The organism is Mesorhizobium sp. PUT5 (genome assembly GCF_052216645.1).
In the GTDB taxonomy this organism is placed as follows: domain Bacteria; phylum Pseudomonadota; class Alphaproteobacteria; order Rhizobiales; family Rhizobiaceae; genus Mesorhizobium.
This window is the reverse complement of sequence record NZ_JBQOSO010000003.1, coordinates 303,941-323,131: the sequence shown is the minus strand read 5'-3', so window position 1 is coordinate 323,131 and position 19,191 is coordinate 303,941. Positions and strand designations below refer to the sequence as shown.

The window sequence follows — 19,191 nt, the reverse complement described above, 5'->3', positions numbered from 1 at the left end:
CACCTTGGACGCACGGTCTGCGGCCGGCAGACGATGAACGCGACAGACGCGCAGGCGTTGCATGCGCGTCTGAAAGGCCTCGCGGCAGGGCCCGCACAGGATATGGAAAGCGCGCCGCGCCCGCAGATGCGCAGGCGCGGAGCCGAAGTCCGCCTAGTCCGGCAGGCGCCGCACGGCGCCCTTGTCGGCGCTGGTGGCGAAGGCGGCATAGGCCTTGAGCGCGGTGGAGACCTGGCGCTTGCGCTGCTCGGCCGGCTTCCAGCCCCGGGCATCCTGCTCGGCGCGGCGGGCGGCAAGCTGCGCCTCCGGCACGGCCAGGCTGATGGTGCGGTTCGGGATGTCGATCTCGACGATGTCGCCGTCGCGCACCAGGCCGATGGCGCCGCCGAGCGCCGCTTCGGGCGAGACGTGGCCGATGGAAAGGCCCGAGGTGCCGCCGGAGAAGCGGCCGTCGGTGATGAGGGCGCACGCCTTGCCCAGCCCCTTCGACTTGAGGTAGCTGGTCGGATAGAGCATCTCCTGCATGCCCGGCCCGCCGCGCGGACCCTCGTAGCGGATGACGACGACGTCGCCCGCCTTCACCTCGTTGCCGAGGATGCCCTTCACCGCCGCGTCCTGGCTCTCGAACACCTTGGCCGGGCCGGTGAATTTCAGGATGGATTCGTCCACGCCCGCCGTCTTCACGATGCAGCCGTCGAGCGCCAGATTGCCTTTCAGCACGGCAAGTCCGCCATCCTTGGAGAAGGGATGCTCGGCGGAGCGGATCACGCCGCTCTCGCGGTCGAGGTCGAGGTCGTCCCAGCGCCGGTCCTGGCTGAAGGCGGTCTGCGTCGGAACGCCGCCGGGGGCGGCGAGATAGAAGTCGCGCACGCTCTGGCTCGACGAGCGGGAAATGTCCCAATGCTCGATCGCCTGGCCCAGAGTGGCCGTGTGCACCGTGGGCAGGTCGCGGTTGATGAGACCGGCGCGGTCGAGCTGGCCGAGGATGGCGAAGATGCCGCCGGCGCGGTGCACGTCCTCCATATGCACGTCCGCCTTGGCCGGCGCCACCTTGCACAGGCAGGGCACGCGGCGCGACAGCCGGTCGATGTCGTCCATGGTGAAGTCCACGCCGCCCTCATGCGCCGCGGCCAGAATGTGCAGCACCGTATTGGTGGAGCCGCCCATGGCGATATCCAGTGTCATGGCGTTCTCGAAGGCGCCCTTGGAGGCGATGACGCGCGGCAGCGCGGTCTCGTCGTCCTGCTCGTAGCAGCGCTGCGCCAGATCGACGATCAGGTGCCCGGCCTCCACGAACAGGCGCTTGCGGTCGGCGTGGGTGGCCAGCGTCGAGCCGTTGCCGGGCAAGGACAGCCCGAGCGCCTCGGTCAGGCAGTTCATGGAATTGGCGGTGAACATGCCCGAGCAGGAGCCGCAGGTCGGGCAGGCCGAGCGCTCGATGACCTTGACGTCCTCGTCCGAAATCTTGTCGTCGGCGGCCGCCACCATGGCGTCGACCAGGTCGAGCGCCTGCGTCTTGCCCTGCAGCACCACCTTGCCGGCCTCCATCGGCCCGCCCGAGACGAAGACGGTGGGGATGTTGAGCCGCAGCGAGGCCATCAGCATGCCGGGCGTGATCTTGTCGCAATTGGAGATGCACACCATGGCGTCCGCGCAATGGGCGTTGACCATGTATTCGACCGAATCCGCGATCAGCTCGCGCGACGGCAGCGAATAGAGCATGCCGTCGTGGCCCATGGCGATGCCGTCGTCCACCGCGATGGTGTTGAACTCCTTGGCCACGCCGCCCGCCTTCTCGATCTCGCGCGCCACGAGCTGGCCGAGGTCCTTCAGATGCACATGGCCCGGCACGAACTGGGTGAAGGAGTTGACGACGGCGATGATCGGCTTGCCGAAATCGCCGTCCTTCATGCCGGTGGCGCGCCACAGGCCGCGTGCGCCGGCCATGTTGCGGCCATGGGTGGTGGTGCGGGAACGATAGGGAGGCATGAACTTTCCTTGCTGCCAGGGCCGCCGGTTGGGGCCGCGTAGAAACCGAGGTCCCGGGGTTTATATACGCAGGGTGCGGCTCTGGCCAAGCTTTTGCTGCGGGCGCGCAGGCCGTCGGGAAAGAAAGTTGCGCCCGCTGTCGGCGGCGGCGTTCCCGGCTCGTCCTGGTGATATCCACGCAAACCGACGAGGAGAGAAAGATGCAGAAGATCACACCGTGCCTGTGGTTCGAGAACCACGATGCCCAGGAAGCCTTCGATTTCTACGCAGCCATCTTCAAGAATGCGAAGATCACCAGCGAGCTTCGCAACGGCAAGGAAGGCCCGGGACCGGAAGGCAGCCTGCTGATGGCGGAGTTCGAGCTCGACGGCGTGCGGTTCCAGGCGCTGAACGGCGGCGCCCATGACAGCTTCAACGACTCGATCTCGCTCAGCGTCGAATGCGGATCGCAGGAAGAGGTCGACCACTATTGGGAGAAGCTGATCGAAGGCGGCGGCCGCCACGTGCAATGCGGCTGGCTGAAGGACAGGTACGGCATCTCCTGGCAGATCGTGCCGCAGATGCTGCTGCCCCTGCTGCGCGATCCCGACAAGGCCAAGGCCGGACGCGTGATGCGGGCGATGATGGAGATGGTGAAGCTCGACATCGCCGAGATCGAAGAAGCGGCGCGCGGCTAGCTTCCGCTCCCCCCGGGACAAAAAAGCGGCGGAAAACCCCGCCGCTTTTCGTGTGTCAGTTCTGCGTGGCCGGCTCGCTTGCCGGCAAGGCCGGCTCTTCTTCCGCCGCACGGTCCTTGTGGGCCAGGAACGTGTAGAACATCGGAACCACGAACAGGGTGAAGGTCGTTCCGATCAGGATGCCGGAGAAGATCACCAGGCCCATGGAATAGCGCGCGGCCGCGCCCGCGCCCTGCGCGGTGATCAGCGGCACCACGCCGAGCGCCATCGCCGCCGTCGTCATCAGGATCGGCCGCAGCCGGACCTTGGCCGAAGCGACGATGGCCTCGACGCGGCCCAGGCCGTGCTCTTCGCGCTGCTGGTTGGCGAACTCCACCAGAAGGATGCCGTGCTTGGTGATGAGGCCGATCAGCGTGATGAGGCCGACCTGCGTGTAGATGTTGAGCGTGCCGAGCCCGATATTGAGCGGAATGATGGCGCCGAAGATCGACAGCGGCACCGACATCATGATGATGAGCGGGTCGCGGAAGCTCTCGAACTGCGCGGCCAGCACCAGGTAGATGACGATCACCGCCAGCGAGAAGGCGATGAGGATGGTGCTGCCCTGCTCCTTCTCCAGGCGCGACTGGCCCGAATAGTCCACGAAGAAGCCGGCCGGAAGCACGGAACGCGCGATCTCCTCGATCGTGGCAAGGCCGGTTCCGGTGGTCACGCCCGGCACCGGCAGTGCCGAGATGGTGGCCGAGTTCAACTGGTTGAACTGCTCGATGGCCGCCGGCGAGGCGTTGGTGGAAATGTGGACCACGGCCGACAGCGGCACCATCTCGCCGGTGGCGCTGCGCACGAAATATTCGCCCAGCCGCTGCGGGTTGTCGCGGAACTCCTGCGGCACCTGGGGAATGATGTCGTAGGAGTTCGAATCGCGGTCGAACTGCGCCACCTCGGCCCCGCCGACCAGCAGGCCAAGCGTGGTGCCGATGTCGCGCACGGAGATATTGAGGGCCGCCGCGCGGTCGCGGTCGATGGTCACCGTCACCTGCGGCGCGTCGAAGGCCATCGAATTCTGCACGATGATGAAGCGGCCGGACGCCTGGGCCTTCTGCTTGATCTGCTCGGCAACCTCGTAGACCTGCGACGGATCGCCGGTCGACTGCACGATGAAGGAGATGGGCAGCCCGCCGCCGGCGCCGGGCAGGGAGGGCGGCGCGAAGACCAGCGCCTGCACGCCGGCGACCTTGGAAAGCCGGCCCTGGATGTCGGCCTGCAACTGCTTTTGCGAGCGCGTGCGCTCGGCCCAGTCCTTGAACGCCCACACGGAGAAGCCGCTGTTGGTGGCGCCGCCCATGCCGACGATGGAAAAATTGGCGCGCAGCTCCGGCAGATCCTGCGTCAGGTCGCGGATCTGGTCGGTGTAGAGGGTGGTGTAGTCCGACGTCGCGTAGCGCGGCGCCGTGATCAGCGCGAACAGCGCACCCTGATCTTCTTCCGGCGCCAGTTCGCTCGACGTCTTGAGGAACATGAAGCCGGTGACGCCGACCAGTGCGATGACGATCATCAGTGTGACGGGGCGGTATTTCAGCGAGCCTGAGACCAGCCGTTCGTAGCGGTTGGCGACACGGTCGAAGGTGCGGTCGACGAAGGCGGCGAAACGGCTCTGGTGGCCGGATTTCAGCAGGCGCGCCGACATCATCGGCGTCACCGTCAGCGCCACGAAGCCGGAGATGACGACGGCGCCCGCCAGCGTCAGCGCGAATTCGCGGAACAGCGAGCCGGTGAGCCCGCCGGTGAACGCCAGCGGCGCAAACACGGCCGCCAGCGTGATGGTCATGGCCACCACCGGCCCGGTGATCTCGCGCATGCCGGCAAAGGCCGCCTGCATGGGGCTCATGCCGTCTTCCATGTGGCGGTGGATGTTTTCCACCACCACGATGGCGTCGTCCACCACCAGGCCGATCGCCAGCACCATGGCAAGCAGCGACAAGAGATTGATGGAATAGCCGAGCAGGAACAGGAAGAAGCACACGCCGATCAGCGACAGCGGGATGGTGACGACCGGCATCACGACCGAGCGGAACGACCCCAGGAACAGCAGGATGACCACGACGACGATGGCGACGGCCTCGGCGATGGTCTTGAACACCTCGTCGATCGACGCGCCGATGGTGGCGGTGGCGTCGTAGACCAGCGTGATCGACATGCCCTGCGGCAGCTCCGACTGGATGGCCGGCAGCTCCTTGATGACGGCGCCGGCCGTGTCGAGCGGATTGGCGGCGGGCGTCGGGAAGATGCCGATGAAGGTGCCGGGCTTGCCGTTGAAGTTGACCCTTGTGTCGGTGTCCTCGGCCGCCAGCTCGACCTTGGCCACGTCGCGCAGGCGCACGACATTGTCCTTGTCGGACTTGACCGGCATGGCGCCGAAGGATTCGGGCGTCTGCAGCGTCGACTTCATCGTGATCGAATAGGCGACATATTCGTTCTGCGTCTTGCCCGGCGCCGACAGGAAGTTCGAGCCGTTGATCGCCGCAAGCACGTCGGAGGCCGTCAGGCCGCGCGCAGCGAGTTTCACGGGGTCGATCCACACGCGCATCGAATAATTGGCCGCGCCCAGCACCTGCACCTCGGCCACGCCCTCCACGGTGGAGACGCGGGGGCGGATGACGCGCTCGATATATTCGGTGAGCTGCTCGGCGGTCATGTTCGGGTTCTGCATCGCCAGATACATGATGGCGAACTGCTGGCCCGTGCCCTTGACGATGGTGGGATCCTTGGCACCCGACGGCAGTTGGCCGCGCACCTGCTGGACCTTGGACATGACCTCGGTGAGCGCGGTGTCGGGATTGGAGCCGAGCTTCATCTGCACGGTCACCACGCTGGCGGACGGCCGGCTCTGCGAGGTGACGTAGTCGATGTTCTCGGTGGTGGCGACCGCGGCCGAGATCGGCGCGGTGATGAAGCCCTGGATCAACTCGGGGCTGGCGCCGGCATAGACGGTGGTGATGGTGATGACCGTCTCGTCCACCTTCGGATATTGCCGCACCGACAGGTTCGACATGCCCTGGAAGCCGAGCAGCAGGATCATGAGGGCGACGACGGTGGCGAGCACCGGCCGCCGGATGAAGAGAGCGGAGAAATTCATTGCGCGCCGTCCTGCTTGGGCAGCAGCACCGACGGGTCGACCGTGTTGTCCACCGTGACCGGCGCACCGTTCGACAGGCGGTTCTGGCCCGCGGTCACCACCTCCTCGCCGGCCTCGATGCCGGACAGGATCTCCACCCGTCCGTCGGAGCGGCGGCCGGTCTTGACGAAGACCTGATGGGCGGACAGCGGCGGGGCTTCCTTTCCGGCCGTCTCCGATGCGGCCGAGGCCGTGCCGGAGGGGCCCTGACGGGCCGGTTCCTGCTGCGCCGGAGCGGCCGGCTTGTCCGATGGCGGGCGCACGACGAAGACGAAGTCGCCGTAGAGGCTGGCGGTCAGCGCCGTCTGCGGAATGGCGATGACGCCGTCCTCCTTCGGCTGCTCGACGCGCACCTGGACGAACTGGCCAGGGCTCAGGCGACGGTCGGGATTGGCGATCTCGGCACGCACGGAAACCAGGCGGCTGGTCGGGTCGATCTTGGGGTCGATGCCGGTGATGACGCCCTTGTAGGCCATATCGCCGCCGGTAAGGCCGAACGTGACCGGCTGGTCGATGTGCAGATCGGCCAATTGCTGCTCCGGCACGGTGAAGTCGGCACGCATCGTGTCGAGGTCCTGCAGCGTCACCACCACATTGCCCGGCGCGACATACTGGCCGGGATCGATCCGCGGAATGCCCAGCGTGCCGGAGAAGGGCGCCTTGAGCAGCTTCTGGTCGGCCAGGGCCTGGATCTTGACCACCTGCGAGCGCGAGGTCGAGGCGGCGGCGCTGGCGGAATCGAGCGCGGCCTGCGTGCCGGCGCCGCTCTTGCGCAGCGCCTGGGCACGGTCAAGCGCCTGCTGGTCGAGCGTGGCCTGCGTGCGGGCGGCGACCAGGTCGGCCTGCTCGACGGCATCGTCCAGCCGCACCAGCAACTGTCCTTGCTCCACGCGCTCGTTGGCCTTGAACAGGATCTCCTTCACCACGCCGGTGGTCTCGACGGTGAGGTCCACGCCGCGGGCGGCCGCCACCGTGCCGATCGCCTCGATGCCGGGCGTCCAGGTGACGGGCTCGACCTTCGCCGTCGACACGGTGAGCGGCACCACCGGCATGTTGGCGAAATATTGCTGGATCGCCCGGTCGCGGAACAGGTTGAAGCCGACGATGCCGCCGCACACCAGGACGAGCAGGACGAAGGCGATGAGGAAGCGCTTGATCACGAGGGCTCTCTTGCGTTTGCGACGGTCGACCATACCGAAGGCTTCCGGGCAGGCGAAGCCTCCCCGAAAATCGGAGCGGCCTTACTGTACCGTCTGGACGGTCTTGTCAATTGCGGATAAGCTAAATAATGGAGGTTCGATGAAAAGACCAAGGCCCAATTCGCGTGAAAAGATTCTGGCGGCGGCCGCCGACGTGGCCCGCGAAGCCGGGCCGGGCAATCTTTCGCTCGACGCGGTGGCGAGCCGCGCGGGCGTCTCCAAGGGCGGCCTGCTCTACAATTTCCCCTCCAAGGCCAAGCTCATGCAGGCGCTGGTGGAGCACTATCTGGGCGAGTTCGAGAAGCGGCTGGAGGCGGCCGGCGCGGCGCAGGGCAGCGGCGCAAACCTGCTCTCCACCTATGTGCAGCTCTCTGTCAGCGAGTGTCAGGAGACTCACGCCTCGGCCTCGTGGATATTCTCCGCCATCGCCGAGGACCCGGAATTCCTCGTGCCGATCAAGATCTTCCGGCGCCAGCTCTTCGAGCGCCTGAAGGCCGAGACGCCGGACCTGCGCGCGCTGCTGCTCGCCTATCTGGCGATCGAGGGGCTGCGCAGCCTCAGCCTTTTCGATTTCGATCTTTTGTCCGAAGACGAGCGCGAGCAGCTCGTCAAGGTGCTGCTGTCGATCTCGGTACGCGGCCTGGCCGATGACTAGGGTCAGCATCTTTCCAGCGCTGCCGCGAGCGTGTCTATTGCCGCCATGGCTTTCACCCTGAGGCAATTGCAGTTTTTCGTGGCCGTGGCCGAGCAGGGCACGGTCTCGCGCGCGGCGCAGAAGCTGTCGATCTCGCAATCGTCGGTCACGGAGGCGATCAAGGAGCTGGAGAGCGATCTCGGCGTGGAGCTGTTCGAACGCCATCCGCGCGGGCTCAACATCACCCACAAGGGCCACCAGTTCCTGCGCCACGCCACCAAGATCCTGATCAGCGTTTCGGACGCGCGGCGCGCCTTCCATGCCGGTCAGGAAGCCACCGGGGGCCGGCTTCAGCTCGGCGTCACCTCGCTGGTGGCCGGCTACGTTCTGTCCGACCTGCTCGCCCGCTACCGCCGCGCCTATCCGGGGGTGGAAGTCTCGGCCATCGAGGACAATGGCGACTATCTGGAGCACCTGCTGATCGGCGGCAAGCTGGATGTGGCCGTCATGGTCACCTCCAACCTGCGCGACCGCACCGCCCTGCAATCGGAAATCCTGGAGGTCTCGGCCTACCGGCTGTGGATGCCGCTCGGCCACCCGCTCGCCGGCGCCGACATCATCGGCGTGGACGACATCGCCGGCGAGCCGCTCATCATGCTCACCATCGACGAGATCGAGGAGAACATGGGCCGGCTGCTCGCGGCGTTCGGCGCGCGGCCGCACATCGCCTTCCGCACACGCTCGGTGGAGGCGGTGCGCAGCCTGGTGGCCACCGGGGCGGGCGTCGCACTGCTGCCCGACCTCGTCTACCGGCCGTGGTCGCTGGAAGGCGACCGCATCGAATCGCGCGACGTGTCGGGTTCGCTGCCGGTGGTGCAGGTCGGCATGGTATGGCGCCGCGGCTCCGGCCTGCCGCAGGCCGCGCGCGACTTCATCGGCATCGCCCAGTCGCAGCGCACGATCCGGCAGCGGCAATAGGCTATCTATCGGAAAAACCGATACCGACGTTCTGACAAATGAATTTGCGAAACCTGTGGTTTCGGGACACCCTCAAACAAGGAAGCGGAGCCGCCGAGGGGAGCGGCCCCCTTTTTTGACGGGAGGAGACGATGCATTCATTCCTGAAATCGTGCACCGCGCTGACGGTCGCGCTGGCTTTTGTCGGCCAGGCGGCCGCGCAGGAAGCGCTGAAGGAGCTGGGCAAGGGCGAGGGCGCGCTCTCGATCGTGGCCTGGCCCGGCTATATCGAGCGCGGAGAGAGCGACAAGAACTACGACTGGGTCACCGACTTCGAGAAGCAGACGGGCTGCAAGGTGACGGTCAAGACGGCGGCCACGTCGGACGAGATGGTGGCGCTGATGAACGAGGGCGGCTTCGACCTCGTCACCGCCTCGGGCGATTCCTCGCTGCGCATGGTCGCCGGCAAGCGCGTGCAGCCGATCAACACCGACCTGATCCCGAGCTGGAACACGGTGGACAAGCGGCTGCAGGACGCGCCGTGGTTCACGGTCGACGGCGTCCACTACGGCGTGCCCTACCAGTGGGGGCCGAACGTGCTGATGTACAACACCAATGTCTTCAAGGAAGCGCCGAAGAGCTGGAACGTGGTGTTCGAGCCGATGGACTTCCCCGACGGCAAGCCCAACAAGGGCCGCATCCAGGCCTATGACGGGCCGATCCACATCGCCGACGCCGCCAATTACCTTATGGCGCACAAGCCCGATCTCGGCATCAAGGACCCCTACGAGCTGAACGAGGACCAGTACAAGGCGGCCCTCGACCTGCTGCGCGTGCAGCGCACGCTGGTGGGCCGCTACTGGCACGACGCCATGATCCAGGTGGACGACTTCAAGAACGAGGGCGTCGTCGCCTCCGGCTCGTGGCCGTTCCAGGTCAACCTGCTGGCCAGCGAGAAGCAGCCCGTCGCCTCCACCATTCCGGAGGAAGGCGCCACCGGCTGGGCCGACACCACCATGCTGCATGTCGACAGCCAGCACCCCAACTGCGCCTATATGTGGCTGGAGCATTCGCTGTCGCCGAAGCTGCAGGGCGACCTCGCCGCCTGGTTCGGCTCCAACCCGGCCGTGCCGGCCGCCTGCAAGGGCAACGCGCTGCTGACCGACGAAGGCTGCAAGACCAACGGCTTCGAGGACTTCGACAAGATCAAGTTCTGGAAGACGCCGGTGACAAAATGCGCCACGCAGGGCGACCAGTGCGTGCCCTACTACCGTTGGGTGTCGGACTATATCGGCGTGATCGGCGGCAGGTAAGCAGGCCGCGCGCCAGCCCCATCATTCCCCACCCGGCCGCGTCTGCGGCCGGGCGGGCGATACATGCTTGAAGAGAGCCGAGGCCGGTCATGACCACCGCTGTTTCCTTTCGACAGGTCTCGCGCCATTTCGGCGCGGTCAAGGCCGTGGACGCGGTCGATCTCGACATCGCGCCCGGCGAGTTCTTCGCCATGCTGGGACCGTCGGGCTCCGGCAAGACGACGTGCCTGCGCCTGATCGCGGGCTTCGAGCAGCCGACCGCCGGCTCGGTGTCGATCTTCGGCGAGAGGGCGGAGGGCGTTCCGCCATACCGCCGCAACGTCAACACCGTTTTCCAGGACTATGCGCTGTTCCCGCATCTCAACGTGCTCGACAACGTGGCCTATGGGCTGATGGTCAAGGGCACGGCCAGGGCCGCGCGCCACAAGGCGGCCGAGGAGGCGCTGGCGCTGGTGCGGCTTCCGGACTACGGCGCGCGCCGCCCCGGCCAGCTTTCCGGCGGCCAGCGGCAGCGCGTGGCGCTGGCCCGCGCGCTGGTCAACCAACCCAAGGTGCTGCTTCTCGACGAGCCGCTGGGCGCGCTCGACCTCAAGCTGCGCGAGAACATGCAGGAAGAGCTGAAATCGCTGCAGAAGTCGCTCGGCATCACCTTCGTCTTCGTGACCCACGACCAGGGCGAGGCGCTGTCCATGGCCGACCGCGTCGCCGTCTTCAACGAGGGCCGCATCATGCAGGTGGGCGCCCCGCAGGAGATCTACGAGCGGCCCGCGACGCGCTTCGTGGCCGATTTCGTCGGCTCCTCCAACGTGCTGCCGCCGGACTTCGTGCAGCGCTATTGCGGCCAGCGCCGCTGGGGCTCGCTGCGCCCCGAGGCGATCCGGGTGAGCCGGACGGCGAGCGGCGACGGCGTTCCGGCACGCCTTGTCGGCACCAACTATCTGGGCGCCACGACGCGGCTGGCGCTCGATGCCGAGGGGCTGCGCCTGCACGCGGTGATGCCGGCCGGCAGCGCCCTGCCGCGGCACGGCGAAGAGGTGATGCTCACCTTCAACCGCGATCAGCTTCACCTGATGGAAGAGGCGGCATGACCGCGGCGGCCGTCCCCACCCGCGTGGCCTCAGCCATCCTGCCCGGCGGCGGTGGCGTGCGCGGGGCGCTGTCGGACGCCTTCTGGCGCCGGCCGAAGCTGCTGTTGCTGCTCATGCTCCTGCCGCCCGTGCTGTGGCTGGGCATCGTCTATATCGGCTCGCTGATCGCGCTGCTGCTGCAGAGCTTCTTCTCCATCGACGAGTTCTCCGGCCTCATCAACCGCCAGTTCACGCTCAAGACCTATGGCGACCTTTTCCAGGCGGCCAATCTCGACATCATCATCCGCACCGTCACCATGGCCGCCTGCGTCACGCTGGCGGCGGCGGCCGTGGCCTTCCCGATCGCCTATTATGCGGCGCGCTATGCGCGCGGGCGCTGGAAGGCGCTGTTCTACCTCGCCGTCATGCTGCCTCTGTGGTCGAGCTATCTGGTCAAGATCTACGCCTGGAAGCTGATCCTGGCCAAGGAAGGCATCCTCACCTGGCTGCTCGACAGGCTGCACCTTTCCTGGCTGCTCGACGCCTGGCTGTCGCTTCCCGTCGTCGGCGGCAATTCTTTGTCTGTCTCCTTCACCGGCACCTTCATCGTCTTCGTCTATGTCTGGCTGCCCTTCATGATCCTGCCCGTCCAGGCCGCGCTCGAGCGCGTGCCGGGCAACCTGGTGGAGGCATCGTCCGACCTGGGCGCCACGCCCGGCCAGACCTTCCGCAACGTGCTGTTCCCGCTGGCGCTGCCGGGCATCGTGGCCGGCTCGATCTTCACCTTCTCGCTGACGCTGGGCGACTACATCGTGCCGCAGATCATCGGTACCTCGCGCCTGTTCATCGGCCAGGCCGTCTACGCCCAGCAGGGCACGGCCGGCAACATACCGCTCGCCGCCGCCTTCACCGTGGTGCCCATCGTCATCATGGGCTTCTATCTGTGGGGCGCCAGGCGCCTGGGGGCCTTCGATGCGCTCTGACCGCTCGCAATCCGCGCCGCTGGGCCTGAAGATCGCCGCCGCCTGCGGCCTGCTCTTCCTGCACCTGCCGATCCTGCTGATCTTCGTCTACGCCTTCACCAGCGAGGAGAAGAGCTACCAGTGGCCGCCGCCCGGCTTCACAACCGACTGGTTCGCGGTGACGTGGAACCGGCCGGACGTATGGCGCGCGCTCTCGCTTTCGGTGCAGGTCGCGGCGATCTCGACGCTGATCGCGCTGGTGCTGGGCACGCTGTGCGCGGCGGCCGTGTCGCGGACAAGGTTCTTCGGCCGCGAGACCATCTCGCTGCTGGTCATCCTGCCGATCGCATTGCCGGGCATCATCACCGGCATCGCGCTGCGCTCGGCCTTCGCGCTGGCCGAAATCCCGTTCTCGTTCTGGACGATCGTGCTCGGCCACGCCACCTTCTGCGTGGTGGTGGTCTACAACAACGCCGTGGCCCGCTTCCGCCGCACCTCCGGCTCGCTGATCGAGGCCTCCTACGACCTCGGCGCCGACGGGTTCCAGACCTTCCGCTACTGCATACTGCCCAACATCGCCACCGCGCTGCTGGCGGGCGGCATGCTGGCGTTCGCGCTGTCCTTCGACGAGGTCATCGTCACCACCTTCACCGCCGGCCAGCAGCAGACGCTGCCGATCTGGATGCTGGAGGAACTGATCCGCCCGCGCCAGCGGCCCGTCACCAACGTGGTGGCCATGGTGGTGGTGCTGGTCACGCTCTTTCCCATCCTTGCCGCCTATTACCTCACGCGCGACGGCGATCAGGTCGCCGGATCGGGCAAATAAGGGAGACTTTCCATGGATACCCAGATGCTGATCGGCTCGAAATTCGAGACGGGCACGGAAGCCGAGGAGGCGATCCTCAACCCCAGGACAGGCGAGACCATCCTGAACCTGCCCGAGGCCGGCCCGGCACAGATCGATGCCGCGGTGGACGCTGCGGAAAAAGCCTTCGCCGGCTGGTCGCGCACCACGCCGGCGCAGCGGTCCGGCTACCTGCTCAAGATCGCCGACCGTATCGAGGCCGAGGCTGCGGAGTTCGCCAGGCTGGAGGCCCTGAACTGCGGCAAGCCCATCAACGCCGTGCTCAACGACGAGATTCCGGCGATCGTCGACTGCTACCGCTTCTTCGCAGGCGCCGTGCGCGCCATGCCCGGCCAGGTGGCGGGCGAATATATTGCCGGCCACACCTCGATGGTCCGCCGCGATCCGGTCGGCATCGTCGCTTCCATCGCGCCGTGGAACTATCCGCTGATGATGATGGCCTGGAAGCTGGCGCCGGCCATCGCCGGCGGCAACACCGTTGTCTTCAAGCCTTCCGAACAGACGCCGCTGACGGCGCTGAAGCTCGCCCGCATCCTGGTCGAGATACTGCCGGAAGGCGTGGTCAACGTGGTGCTCGGCCGCGGCGAGAGCGTCGGCAGCCCGCTCATCAACCATCCCAAGGTGAACATGATCTCCATCACCGGCGACGTCGCCACCGGCAAGAAGGTGCTGCAGGCCGCCGCGAAGTCGGTCAAGCGCACGCACCTGGAACTGGGCGGCAAGGCGCCGGTCATCGTCTTCGACGATGCCGACCTCGATGCCGTGGTGAACGGCCTGCGCGCCTTCGGCTACTACAATGCCGGGCAGGACTGCACCGCCGCCTGCCGCATCTATGCCGGAGCGAAGATCTACGACAGGCTGGTCGCCGACCTCACCTCGGCCGTCTCCACCATCGCCTACGACCGGCCCGACGATACCGAAAACGAGATCGGGCCGCTCATATCCAGGCGCCAGCGCGACCGCGTGTCCAGCTTCGTCGAACGCGCTTCAGAACTGAAGCATATCGAGATCACCACCGGCGGCAGCCCGGGGGAAGGCAACGGCTTCTACTATCAGCCGACGGTGGTGGCAGGCGCCCTGCAGGAGGACGAGATCGTGCGGCGCGAGGTGTTCGGGCCGGTGGTTTCCGTGACCCGCTTCTCCGACGTGGATCAGGCCGTGGCCTGGGCCAACGACAGCGACTACGGCCTGGCGTCCTCGGTGTGGACGAAGGACGTTTCGCGCGCCATGGCGACCGCCGCGCGGCTGCAATATGGCTGCACCTGGATCAACACGCATTTCATGCTGACCAACGAGATGCCGCATGGCGGGCTCAAGCAATCAGGCTACGGCAAGGATATGTCGCTCTATGCGCTTGAGGACTACACCGCCGTGCGCCATGTCATGATCGCGCACGGGTGAGCGTGCCTCAGGCGTTTCGCTAGCCCGTTCGATGCGCTAGGGTCAGGCCCTGTTAATTTGGTTGGAATGGTCGGAGCGGATTTGTGCGGATGCGCGAAGCAAGGCCGCAGGAAGGCTTGAGCCTTTCAAGGCCTTGCGACAAAGCAGCCCGTGCAAATCCGCCCGATCCGAAGGACGATCGAGCTGGCGTCGATCTGCCGCGTCAAAGTCCTCGACCGGGGGAACCACCCCGCTCTTCAGACTTTTCCTCGCATCTCTTGCCATCTCGAACGCCATTCCAGCCAAATTAACAGGACCTGACCCTAGATCGGGATGACGTTCCTCGAATCGTCATCCCGATCTATCTCTTCGCCGGAGCATGATCTTTTTCGAATGCCGCCATGCGCTTCTCGAAAATTCATGCCCCGGGACGCGGGCAAAAGGAGGCGCCGATGACGCCGCAAGCGGTTTTCTGGGACATGGACGGCACGCTGGTGGACAGCGAACCGCTGCACGACGCCGCGCTGTCGTCGGCGATGCAGAGCGTGGGGCTCACGCCCCCCGACGACCTGCATCAGCGCGTGCTGGGACAGAGCGCCGCCCATGTGTACGCCATGATGTGCGACGAGTTCGGCCTCGACGTGCCGTTCGAGCAATGGATCGCGCTGAAATACGAATACTATCTCGACAATGTCGCGGGACTGAAGCCGCGGCCCGGCGCGGTGGAGGTCTACCGCGAACTCAAGGCAGGCGGCGTGGCCCAGGCCGTGGTGTCCAATTCCGACCGGCTGGTCGTCGATGCCAATCTGCGCATGGTCGGCCTGGCCCATGCCGGCATGAAGACGGTGAGCCGCAACGACGTACGCGAAGGCAAGCCGCATGCCGAGCCCTTCCTGCGGGCGGCGTGGCTGGCCGGCGTCGACCCCGGCCGGGCGGTGGTGGTGGAAGACAGCTTCACCGGCGCGCTGGCGGGACTGGCGGCCGGCATGCGGACCCTGTTCTGGCCGGAGCGTCCGATGGCCGGGCCGGCAGGTGCCGTCGTGGTGGACGACATTGCGCAACTGCGGGCCGAATTGGGCCTGTAGCCCTTTTCCGCGCCTTGCGCCCAGGGCATGAAACGCTTCGGGAGGCCTTGCGGTCGCCGAAGCGTGCCCATCAGTTGCGGTAGGCAGGCTCCTGCTCGTCGAGGATCGCCTTCAGTTCGGCCAGATGCCGTTCCGCCTGGCCGGGGTAGTTTTCCAGCTCTGCGGCCGTCTTCTCGGCGATCTCGTCCGGCAGCACCCGGAGCGGCCGGCCGGTCCACAGCGCCTTGATGTAGGTCTCGGCGGCGCGCTCGAAATAATACATCCGGTTGAAGGCGTCTCCCACCGTGTCGCCGATCACCAGCACGCCGTGGTTGCCCATGATCATCACCTTGCGCTTCGGGTCGGCCAGCAGCGCCGAGCAGCGCTCGCCCTCCTCCTCGAAGGCGAGGCCGCCATAGCAATCGTCCACGACATAGCGATTGAAGAAGGTCGCGCAGTTCTGGTCGATGGGCGGCAGCGCGGAATCGGCCAGCGAAGCCAGCACCGTGGCGTGGATGGAATGCACGTGCATGACGCAACGCGCATGCGGGCAGTTGCGGTGGATGGCGCCGTGCAGGCCCCAGGCGGTCGGGTCGGGCGCGTTCGGACCGGACAACGTGTCGGGATCGTTGGCGTCGATCAGCAGGAGGTCGCTCGCCTTGATACGGGAGAAATGCATCTGGTTCGGGTTCATCAGAAACCTGGTGCCATCGCCGTTCACCGCAAGCGAGAAGTGGTTGGCGACCGCCTCGTGCATGTTGAGACGCGCGGTCCACCGGAAGGCGCAGGCAAGGTCGACGCGTTCCTCGTAGAAGGGCAGGTTGGTGAGCGCGTCCTTCCTCAGGCTGGCAACGGTCATCGGCGGTCCTCCTTTTGCTGCCAGCATGCCGTTCCGGCCGGCCGCCGGCAATGCCAAAATGGTGGGCCAGCCGGGCCGGCCGCTCAGACTATGGTGTCGAACAGGCGCAGGATCCACCACACCTGATAGACCAGCGCGAAAGCCACGAAGGCGATGTGGAAGCGGCGGTCCTGCACCAGGAAGGCGACGACGCACAAGCCCACGAACAGCGGCGTGCGGATGAGGTATTCGCTGCCGAAATGGGCGAAATGAGCCGGGCCCTTGAGCAGCGTATCGACCACGTCCAGCAGGTAGGTCACCGCCAGGACGCCGAAGAACCAGGCGCGGTTCGCATAGAAATAGTCCTCGAAGCCGCGATAGTCCTGCATGCTGTCGGGGAACAGCAGGGCGCACAGCAGGAAAAGAACGATGGAGTAGACGATGATGAACAGATACTTGCCGAAGGTCCAGGTGCCGATATGGTAGAGGCCGAACTCCCACCACCAGAAGTGCACGAGCATGAGAAGCACGGAGGCCGTCCAGGCCAGGTGCACGGGATAGAGCTGGTATTGTTTCGGGTGCTGCACGATGCGGGCGAGACCGGAGAGGAGCCGGGTCACGCCCAGGCCGATCACCATGCCCATGACGATGCGGACATGGGGAAAGACCTCGGGCGCCGTGGTCACCGTTTCCTGCGTCGCCATTCTTCCCCCTCGCTTGCCGTGGCCCAGCCCCGGCATTTACCGGAAAAGGGAGCAGGCCGGCAACCGCGCGCAATGTCAATCGGCCGGGTCAATCGACTGGATCTCATGCATGGAACCTTGCGGCGGCATGCCCGTTGGGCATAGCGCGAGGGGCGGACACGATATCCTCGGGAATACGGAGTGAAGACGCTTTGCATGCATCAATCCTTGTGATCGCGCTGGGCACCGCGCTTGCGGCGACCGGCGCTGCCCGGGCGCAGGCATCCGCCGGCAAGACGCTCGAAAGCACGATCATCGGCGCCGACGTGCGGCAGGAGGAAGCGACCGCCGCCGAGAAGCAGAACAAGGTGCTGGCCGCAATCGACAAGACCGCGGACAATCTGGGCGCCGTGCGCAAGACGACCTGGGCCGACAGGGTCGATATCGTCTTCCTGCGCGATGCCGCGCGCGAGGAGGGCCGCGGCCTGCCGTCGAAGATCGAGGACCGCGTGAAGGAGCACGAGGGCGAGATCGCGCGGCTGCAACAGGAGATCGAGGCCAACGCGCTGCTGTTCCACGCCATCGATTCCCGCCGCGTGCTGCCTCAGGACGTGCTGGCGGTGGATTTCGAGCCGGCCGGCAGGGTGGTCATCTATGCCGCCGCGCGGCCGCCGCAATGAGGGTGTGCCGCAGGCGCCCGCTATCGCCTGTTGCCTCGCGCCGTTTCCGTTTCTATAGAGAAAGGGGGCGCCCGCACCGCACGCAGGCAACGGGCGGGAAAGCAGGCGCGGTGGAGATCGGTCGCGCAGGGCGCAGCGGCGTCGCATCGGGAAGAGCTTTTTTCAGAAAGGAACCGGATGGCTGACGAGCTGGCAAGGCAGATCATCGACAAGATCAAGGCCCACGCCGAACCAGGCGGCGAGGAGATTACCACGAACACCGAACTGACGGCGCTCGGCATCCACTCGCTGGAGTTGACGGAGATCATCTTCGACCTGGAGGAAGCCTACGGCATCGAGATCGAGATGAACACGGTCGACGCCTGGAGCAACCTCAAGAACGTCGGCGACATGGTCGAGGCGGTTCGCGAACTCATCGCAACAAAAAAAGCCTGACCGGACCTCATGCGCCAGCGCGTCGTCATCACCGGCATCGGCGGCATCTGCGGGATGGGCACCGACGCCGCCTCCATCTGGGAAGCGATGCGGGCCGGCCGGCCGGCTATCGGGCCGATCGAGAATGTCGAGCTGCATGAACTGAAGGTCCGGATCGGCAGCCAGATCAAGGCGCTGCCCGACCACGGCATCGACCGCAAGCAGCTCGTTTCCATGGACCGCTTCAGCCTGCTGGCCGTCATCGCCGCACGCGAGGCCATGGCGCAGGCCGGCCTGCAGGCGGGCCAGGCAAACGAATGGCGCATGGGCGCCACGGTCGGCGTCGGCGTGTGCGGGTGGGAAGCGATCGAGGAAAACTACCGGGCGCTGCTGCTGGAAGGCAAGAACCGCGCCGGCATCTTCACCGTGCCCAAGGTGATGCCGGGGGCGGCGGCCGGCCAGGTCAGCATGGCGCTCGGCCTCCGCGGGCCGGTGTTCGGTGTCACCTCGGCCTGTTCCTCGGCCAATCACGCCTTCGCCGCGGCTGTGGACCAGATCCGGCTCGGCCGCGCCGACGTGATGCTGGCCGGCGGCAGCGACGCGCCGCTGGTCTGGGGCGTGCTGAAGGCATGGGAGGCGCTGCGGGTGCTGGCGCCGGAGACCTGCCGGCCCTTCTCGGCCGACCGCCAGGGGCTGGTCCTGGGCGAGGGCGCCGGCATGGCCGTACTGGAAAGCTATGAACACGCGCGCGCCCGCGGCGCCGAGATTCTCGGCGAGATCGCCGGCGCCGGCCTGTCGGCGGACGCCTCCGACATCGTCGCCCCCACGGTCGAAGGGCCGGAAGCGGCAATGCGCGCCTGCCTGGCGGACGCCGGGCTCGACCCGGAAGACGTGGACTATCTCAACGCCCATGGCACCGGCACGAAGGCCAACGACCAGATCGAGACGGCGGCCATCAGGCGCGTGTTCGGCGAGCACGTCTCGCGGCTGTCGGTATCCTCCACCAAGTCCATGCACGCCCATTGCCTGGGGGCATCCGGCGCGCTGGAACTGATCGCCTGCGTGATGGCGATCCGCGAGGGGCTGGTGCCGCCGACTGCCAACTACCGCGAGCCGGACCCGGACTGCGATCTGGACGTCACGCCCAACGTCGCGCGCGAGCGCCCGGTGCGCGCCGCGCTCAGCAATGCCTTTGCCTTTGGCGGAACCAATGCGGTGCTGGCCTTCACGCGCGCCTGAAGCCTTTCATGCGCGGCCCGGTGGCGCATTGAACCTGCGCGGCGCCTCGCCTAAC

At 66.6% G+C, this 19,191-nt stretch carries 17 protein-coding genes; 12 read left to right on the top strand and 5 right to left on the bottom strand.

Annotation, left to right across the window (positions count from 1 at the left end; translation table 11 throughout):
- Positions 1-153: 153 nt before the first annotated feature.
- Complete coding sequence (gene ilvD, locus ACTDI4_RS03160; protein ID WP_442839770.1) at positions 154-1,989, bottom strand: dihydroxy-acid dehydratase; 1,836 nt, start codon at positions 1,987-1,989, stop codon at positions 154-156.
- A 200-nt stretch (positions 1,990-2,189) separates the two neighbouring features.
- Here ilvD and ACTDI4_RS03155 point away from each other — a divergent pair, with 200 nt between their 5' ends.
- Entirely contained in the window at positions 2,190-2,666 is a 477-nt protein-coding gene (locus tag ACTDI4_RS03155; RefSeq protein WP_442839769.1) for a VOC family protein, read from the top strand.
- A gap of 55 nt (positions 2,667-2,721) precedes the next feature.
- Here ACTDI4_RS03155 and ACTDI4_RS03150 read toward each other — a convergent pair whose 3' ends face one another.
- Positions 2,722-5,802 carry an efflux RND transporter permease subunit gene (locus ACTDI4_RS03150; RefSeq protein WP_442839768.1) on the bottom strand — a complete coding sequence of 1,027 codons (3,081 nt, stop codon included), beginning with the start codon at positions 5,800-5,802 and terminating at the stop codon, positions 2,722-2,724.
- The gene (locus tag ACTDI4_RS03145) at positions 5,799-7,001 is read right to left on the bottom strand and encodes an efflux RND transporter periplasmic adaptor subunit (RefSeq protein WP_442839767.1); all 1,203 of its coding nucleotides are present in this window, start codon (positions 6,999-7,001) and stop codon (positions 5,799-5,801) included. The genes ACTDI4_RS03150 and ACTDI4_RS03145 overlap by 4 nt, the downstream gene beginning before the upstream one ends.
- 139 nt (positions 7,002-7,140) lie before the next feature.
- On the opposite strand from ACTDI4_RS03145, the gene ACTDI4_RS03140 reads away from it, so the two are divergent.
- From ACTDI4_RS03140 to ACTDI4_RS03105, 8 genes are all read left to right on the top strand, one after another.
- A complete protein-coding gene (locus ACTDI4_RS03140) occupies positions 7,141-7,695 on the top strand; it encodes a TetR/AcrR family transcriptional regulator (RefSeq protein ID WP_442839766.1) in 555 nt (184 codons plus the stop codon).
- 45 nt (positions 7,696-7,740) lie between these two features.
- Positions 7,741-8,652, top strand: coding sequence for a LysR family transcriptional regulator (locus ACTDI4_RS03135; protein ID WP_442839765.1), 912 nt, complete (start codon positions 7,741-7,743; stop codon positions 8,650-8,652).
- 131 nt (positions 8,653-8,783) lie between these two features.
- On the top strand, positions 8,784-9,944 hold the full coding sequence (locus ACTDI4_RS03130; RefSeq protein WP_442839764.1) for an ABC transporter substrate-binding protein: 1,161 nt from the start codon (positions 8,784-8,786) through the stop codon (positions 9,942-9,944).
- Between the two features lie 89 nt (positions 9,945-10,033).
- Positions 10,034-11,032 carry an ABC transporter ATP-binding protein gene (locus ACTDI4_RS03125; protein ID WP_442839763.1) on the top strand — a complete coding sequence of 333 codons (999 nt, stop codon included), beginning with the start codon at positions 10,034-10,036 and terminating at the stop codon, positions 11,030-11,032.
- Entirely contained in the window at positions 11,029-11,994 is a 966-nt protein-coding gene (locus ACTDI4_RS03120) for an ABC transporter permease (protein ID WP_442839762.1), read from the top strand. The genes ACTDI4_RS03125 and ACTDI4_RS03120 overlap by 4 nt, the downstream gene beginning before the upstream one ends.
- On the top strand, positions 11,984-12,799 hold the full coding sequence (locus ACTDI4_RS03115) for an ABC transporter permease (RefSeq protein ID WP_442839761.1): 816 nt from the start codon (positions 11,984-11,986) through the stop codon (positions 12,797-12,799). Before ACTDI4_RS03120 ends, ACTDI4_RS03115 begins: the two co-directional genes overlap by 11 nt.
- Positions 12,800-12,811: 12 nt before the next feature.
- A complete protein-coding gene (locus ACTDI4_RS03110; protein ID WP_442839760.1) occupies positions 12,812-14,239 on the top strand; it encodes a gamma-aminobutyraldehyde dehydrogenase in 1,428 nt (475 codons plus the stop codon).
- Positions 14,240-14,670: 431 nt separating this feature from the next.
- On the top strand, positions 14,671-15,303 hold the full coding sequence (locus tag ACTDI4_RS03105; RefSeq protein WP_442839759.1) for an HAD family hydrolase: 633 nt from the start codon (positions 14,671-14,673) through the stop codon (positions 15,301-15,303).
- Between the two features lie 70 nt (positions 15,304-15,373).
- Here ACTDI4_RS03105 and ACTDI4_RS03100 read toward each other — a convergent pair whose 3' ends face one another.
- Complete coding sequence (locus tag ACTDI4_RS03100; RefSeq protein WP_442839758.1) at positions 15,374-16,141, bottom strand: class II aldolase and adducin N-terminal domain-containing protein; 768 nt, start codon at positions 16,139-16,141, stop codon at positions 15,374-15,376.
- 83 nt (positions 16,142-16,224) lie between these two features.
- A complete protein-coding gene (locus ACTDI4_RS03095) occupies positions 16,225-16,824 on the bottom strand; it encodes a hypothetical protein (RefSeq protein WP_442839757.1) in 600 nt (199 codons plus the stop codon).
- Positions 16,825-17,015: 191 nt separating this feature from the next.
- Between ACTDI4_RS03095 and ACTDI4_RS03090 the strand changes: the two genes are divergently transcribed.
- The 3 genes from ACTDI4_RS03090 (at position 17,016) to ACTDI4_RS03080 (ending at position 19,136) form a co-directional block, all read left to right on the top strand.
- A complete protein-coding gene (locus ACTDI4_RS03090; RefSeq protein WP_442839756.1) occupies positions 17,016-17,483 on the top strand; it encodes a hypothetical protein in 468 nt (155 codons plus the stop codon).
- Positions 17,484-17,660: 177 nt separating this feature from the next.
- Positions 17,661-17,918 carry an acyl carrier protein gene (locus ACTDI4_RS03085; RefSeq protein WP_442839755.1) on the top strand — a complete coding sequence of 86 codons (258 nt, stop codon included), beginning with the start codon at positions 17,661-17,663 and terminating at the stop codon, positions 17,916-17,918.
- A 9-nt stretch (positions 17,919-17,927) separates the two neighbouring features.
- Positions 17,928-19,136 carry a beta-ketoacyl-[acyl-carrier-protein] synthase family protein gene (locus ACTDI4_RS03080; RefSeq protein ID WP_442839754.1) on the top strand — a complete coding sequence of 403 codons (1,209 nt, stop codon included), beginning with the start codon at positions 17,928-17,930 and terminating at the stop codon, positions 19,134-19,136.
- The last annotated feature ends 55 nt before the right edge of the window (positions 19,137-19,191 follow it).

What these genes read in the sequence shown, in the direction of transcription:
- ACTDI4_RS03130 (WP_442839764.1), top strand. Translation starts at nt 8,784, where the DNA reads ATGCATTCATTCCTGAAATCGTGCACCGCGCTGACGGTCGCGCTGGCT.
- ilvD (WP_442839770.1), bottom strand. Translation starts at nt 1,989, where the DNA reads ATGCCTCCCTATCGTTCCCGCACCACCACCCATGGCCGCAACATGGCC.
- ACTDI4_RS03105 (WP_442839759.1), top strand. Translation starts at nt 14,671, where the DNA reads ATGACGCCGCAAGCGGTTTTCTGGGACATGGACGGCACGCTGGTGGAC.
- ACTDI4_RS03135 (WP_442839765.1), top strand. Translation starts at nt 7,741, where the DNA reads ATGGCTTTCACCCTGAGGCAATTGCAGTTTTTCGTGGCCGTGGCCGAG.
- ACTDI4_RS03150 (WP_442839768.1), bottom strand. Translation starts at nt 5,802, where the DNA reads ATGAATTTCTCCGCTCTCTTCATCCGGCGGCCGGTGCTCGCCACCGTC.
- ACTDI4_RS03125 (WP_442839763.1), top strand. Translation starts at nt 10,034, where the DNA reads ATGACCACCGCTGTTTCCTTTCGACAGGTCTCGCGCCATTTCGGCGCG.
- ACTDI4_RS03120 (WP_442839762.1), top strand. Translation starts at nt 11,029, where the DNA reads ATGACCGCGGCGGCCGTCCCCACCCGCGTGGCCTCAGCCATCCTGCCC.
- ACTDI4_RS03110 (WP_442839760.1), top strand. Translation starts at nt 12,812, where the DNA reads ATGGATACCCAGATGCTGATCGGCTCGAAATTCGAGACGGGCACGGAA.
- ACTDI4_RS03115 (WP_442839761.1), top strand. Translation starts at nt 11,984, where the DNA reads ATGCGCTCTGACCGCTCGCAATCCGCGCCGCTGGGCCTGAAGATCGCC.
- ACTDI4_RS03155 (WP_442839769.1), top strand. Translation starts at nt 2,190, where the DNA reads ATGCAGAAGATCACACCGTGCCTGTGGTTCGAGAACCACGATGCCCAG.
- ACTDI4_RS03100 (WP_442839758.1), bottom strand. Translation starts at nt 16,141, where the DNA reads ATGACCGTTGCCAGCCTGAGGAAGGACGCGCTCACCAACCTGCCCTTC.
- ACTDI4_RS03140 (WP_442839766.1), top strand. Translation starts at nt 7,141, where the DNA reads ATGAAAAGACCAAGGCCCAATTCGCGTGAAAAGATTCTGGCGGCGGCC.
- ACTDI4_RS03085 (WP_442839755.1), top strand. Translation starts at nt 17,661, where the DNA reads ATGGCTGACGAGCTGGCAAGGCAGATCATCGACAAGATCAAGGCCCAC.
- ACTDI4_RS03095 (WP_442839757.1), bottom strand. Translation starts at nt 16,824, where the DNA reads ATGGCGACGCAGGAAACGGTGACCACGGCGCCCGAGGTCTTTCCCCAT.
- ACTDI4_RS03080 (WP_442839754.1), top strand. Translation starts at nt 17,928, where the DNA reads ATGCGCCAGCGCGTCGTCATCACCGGCATCGGCGGCATCTGCGGGATG.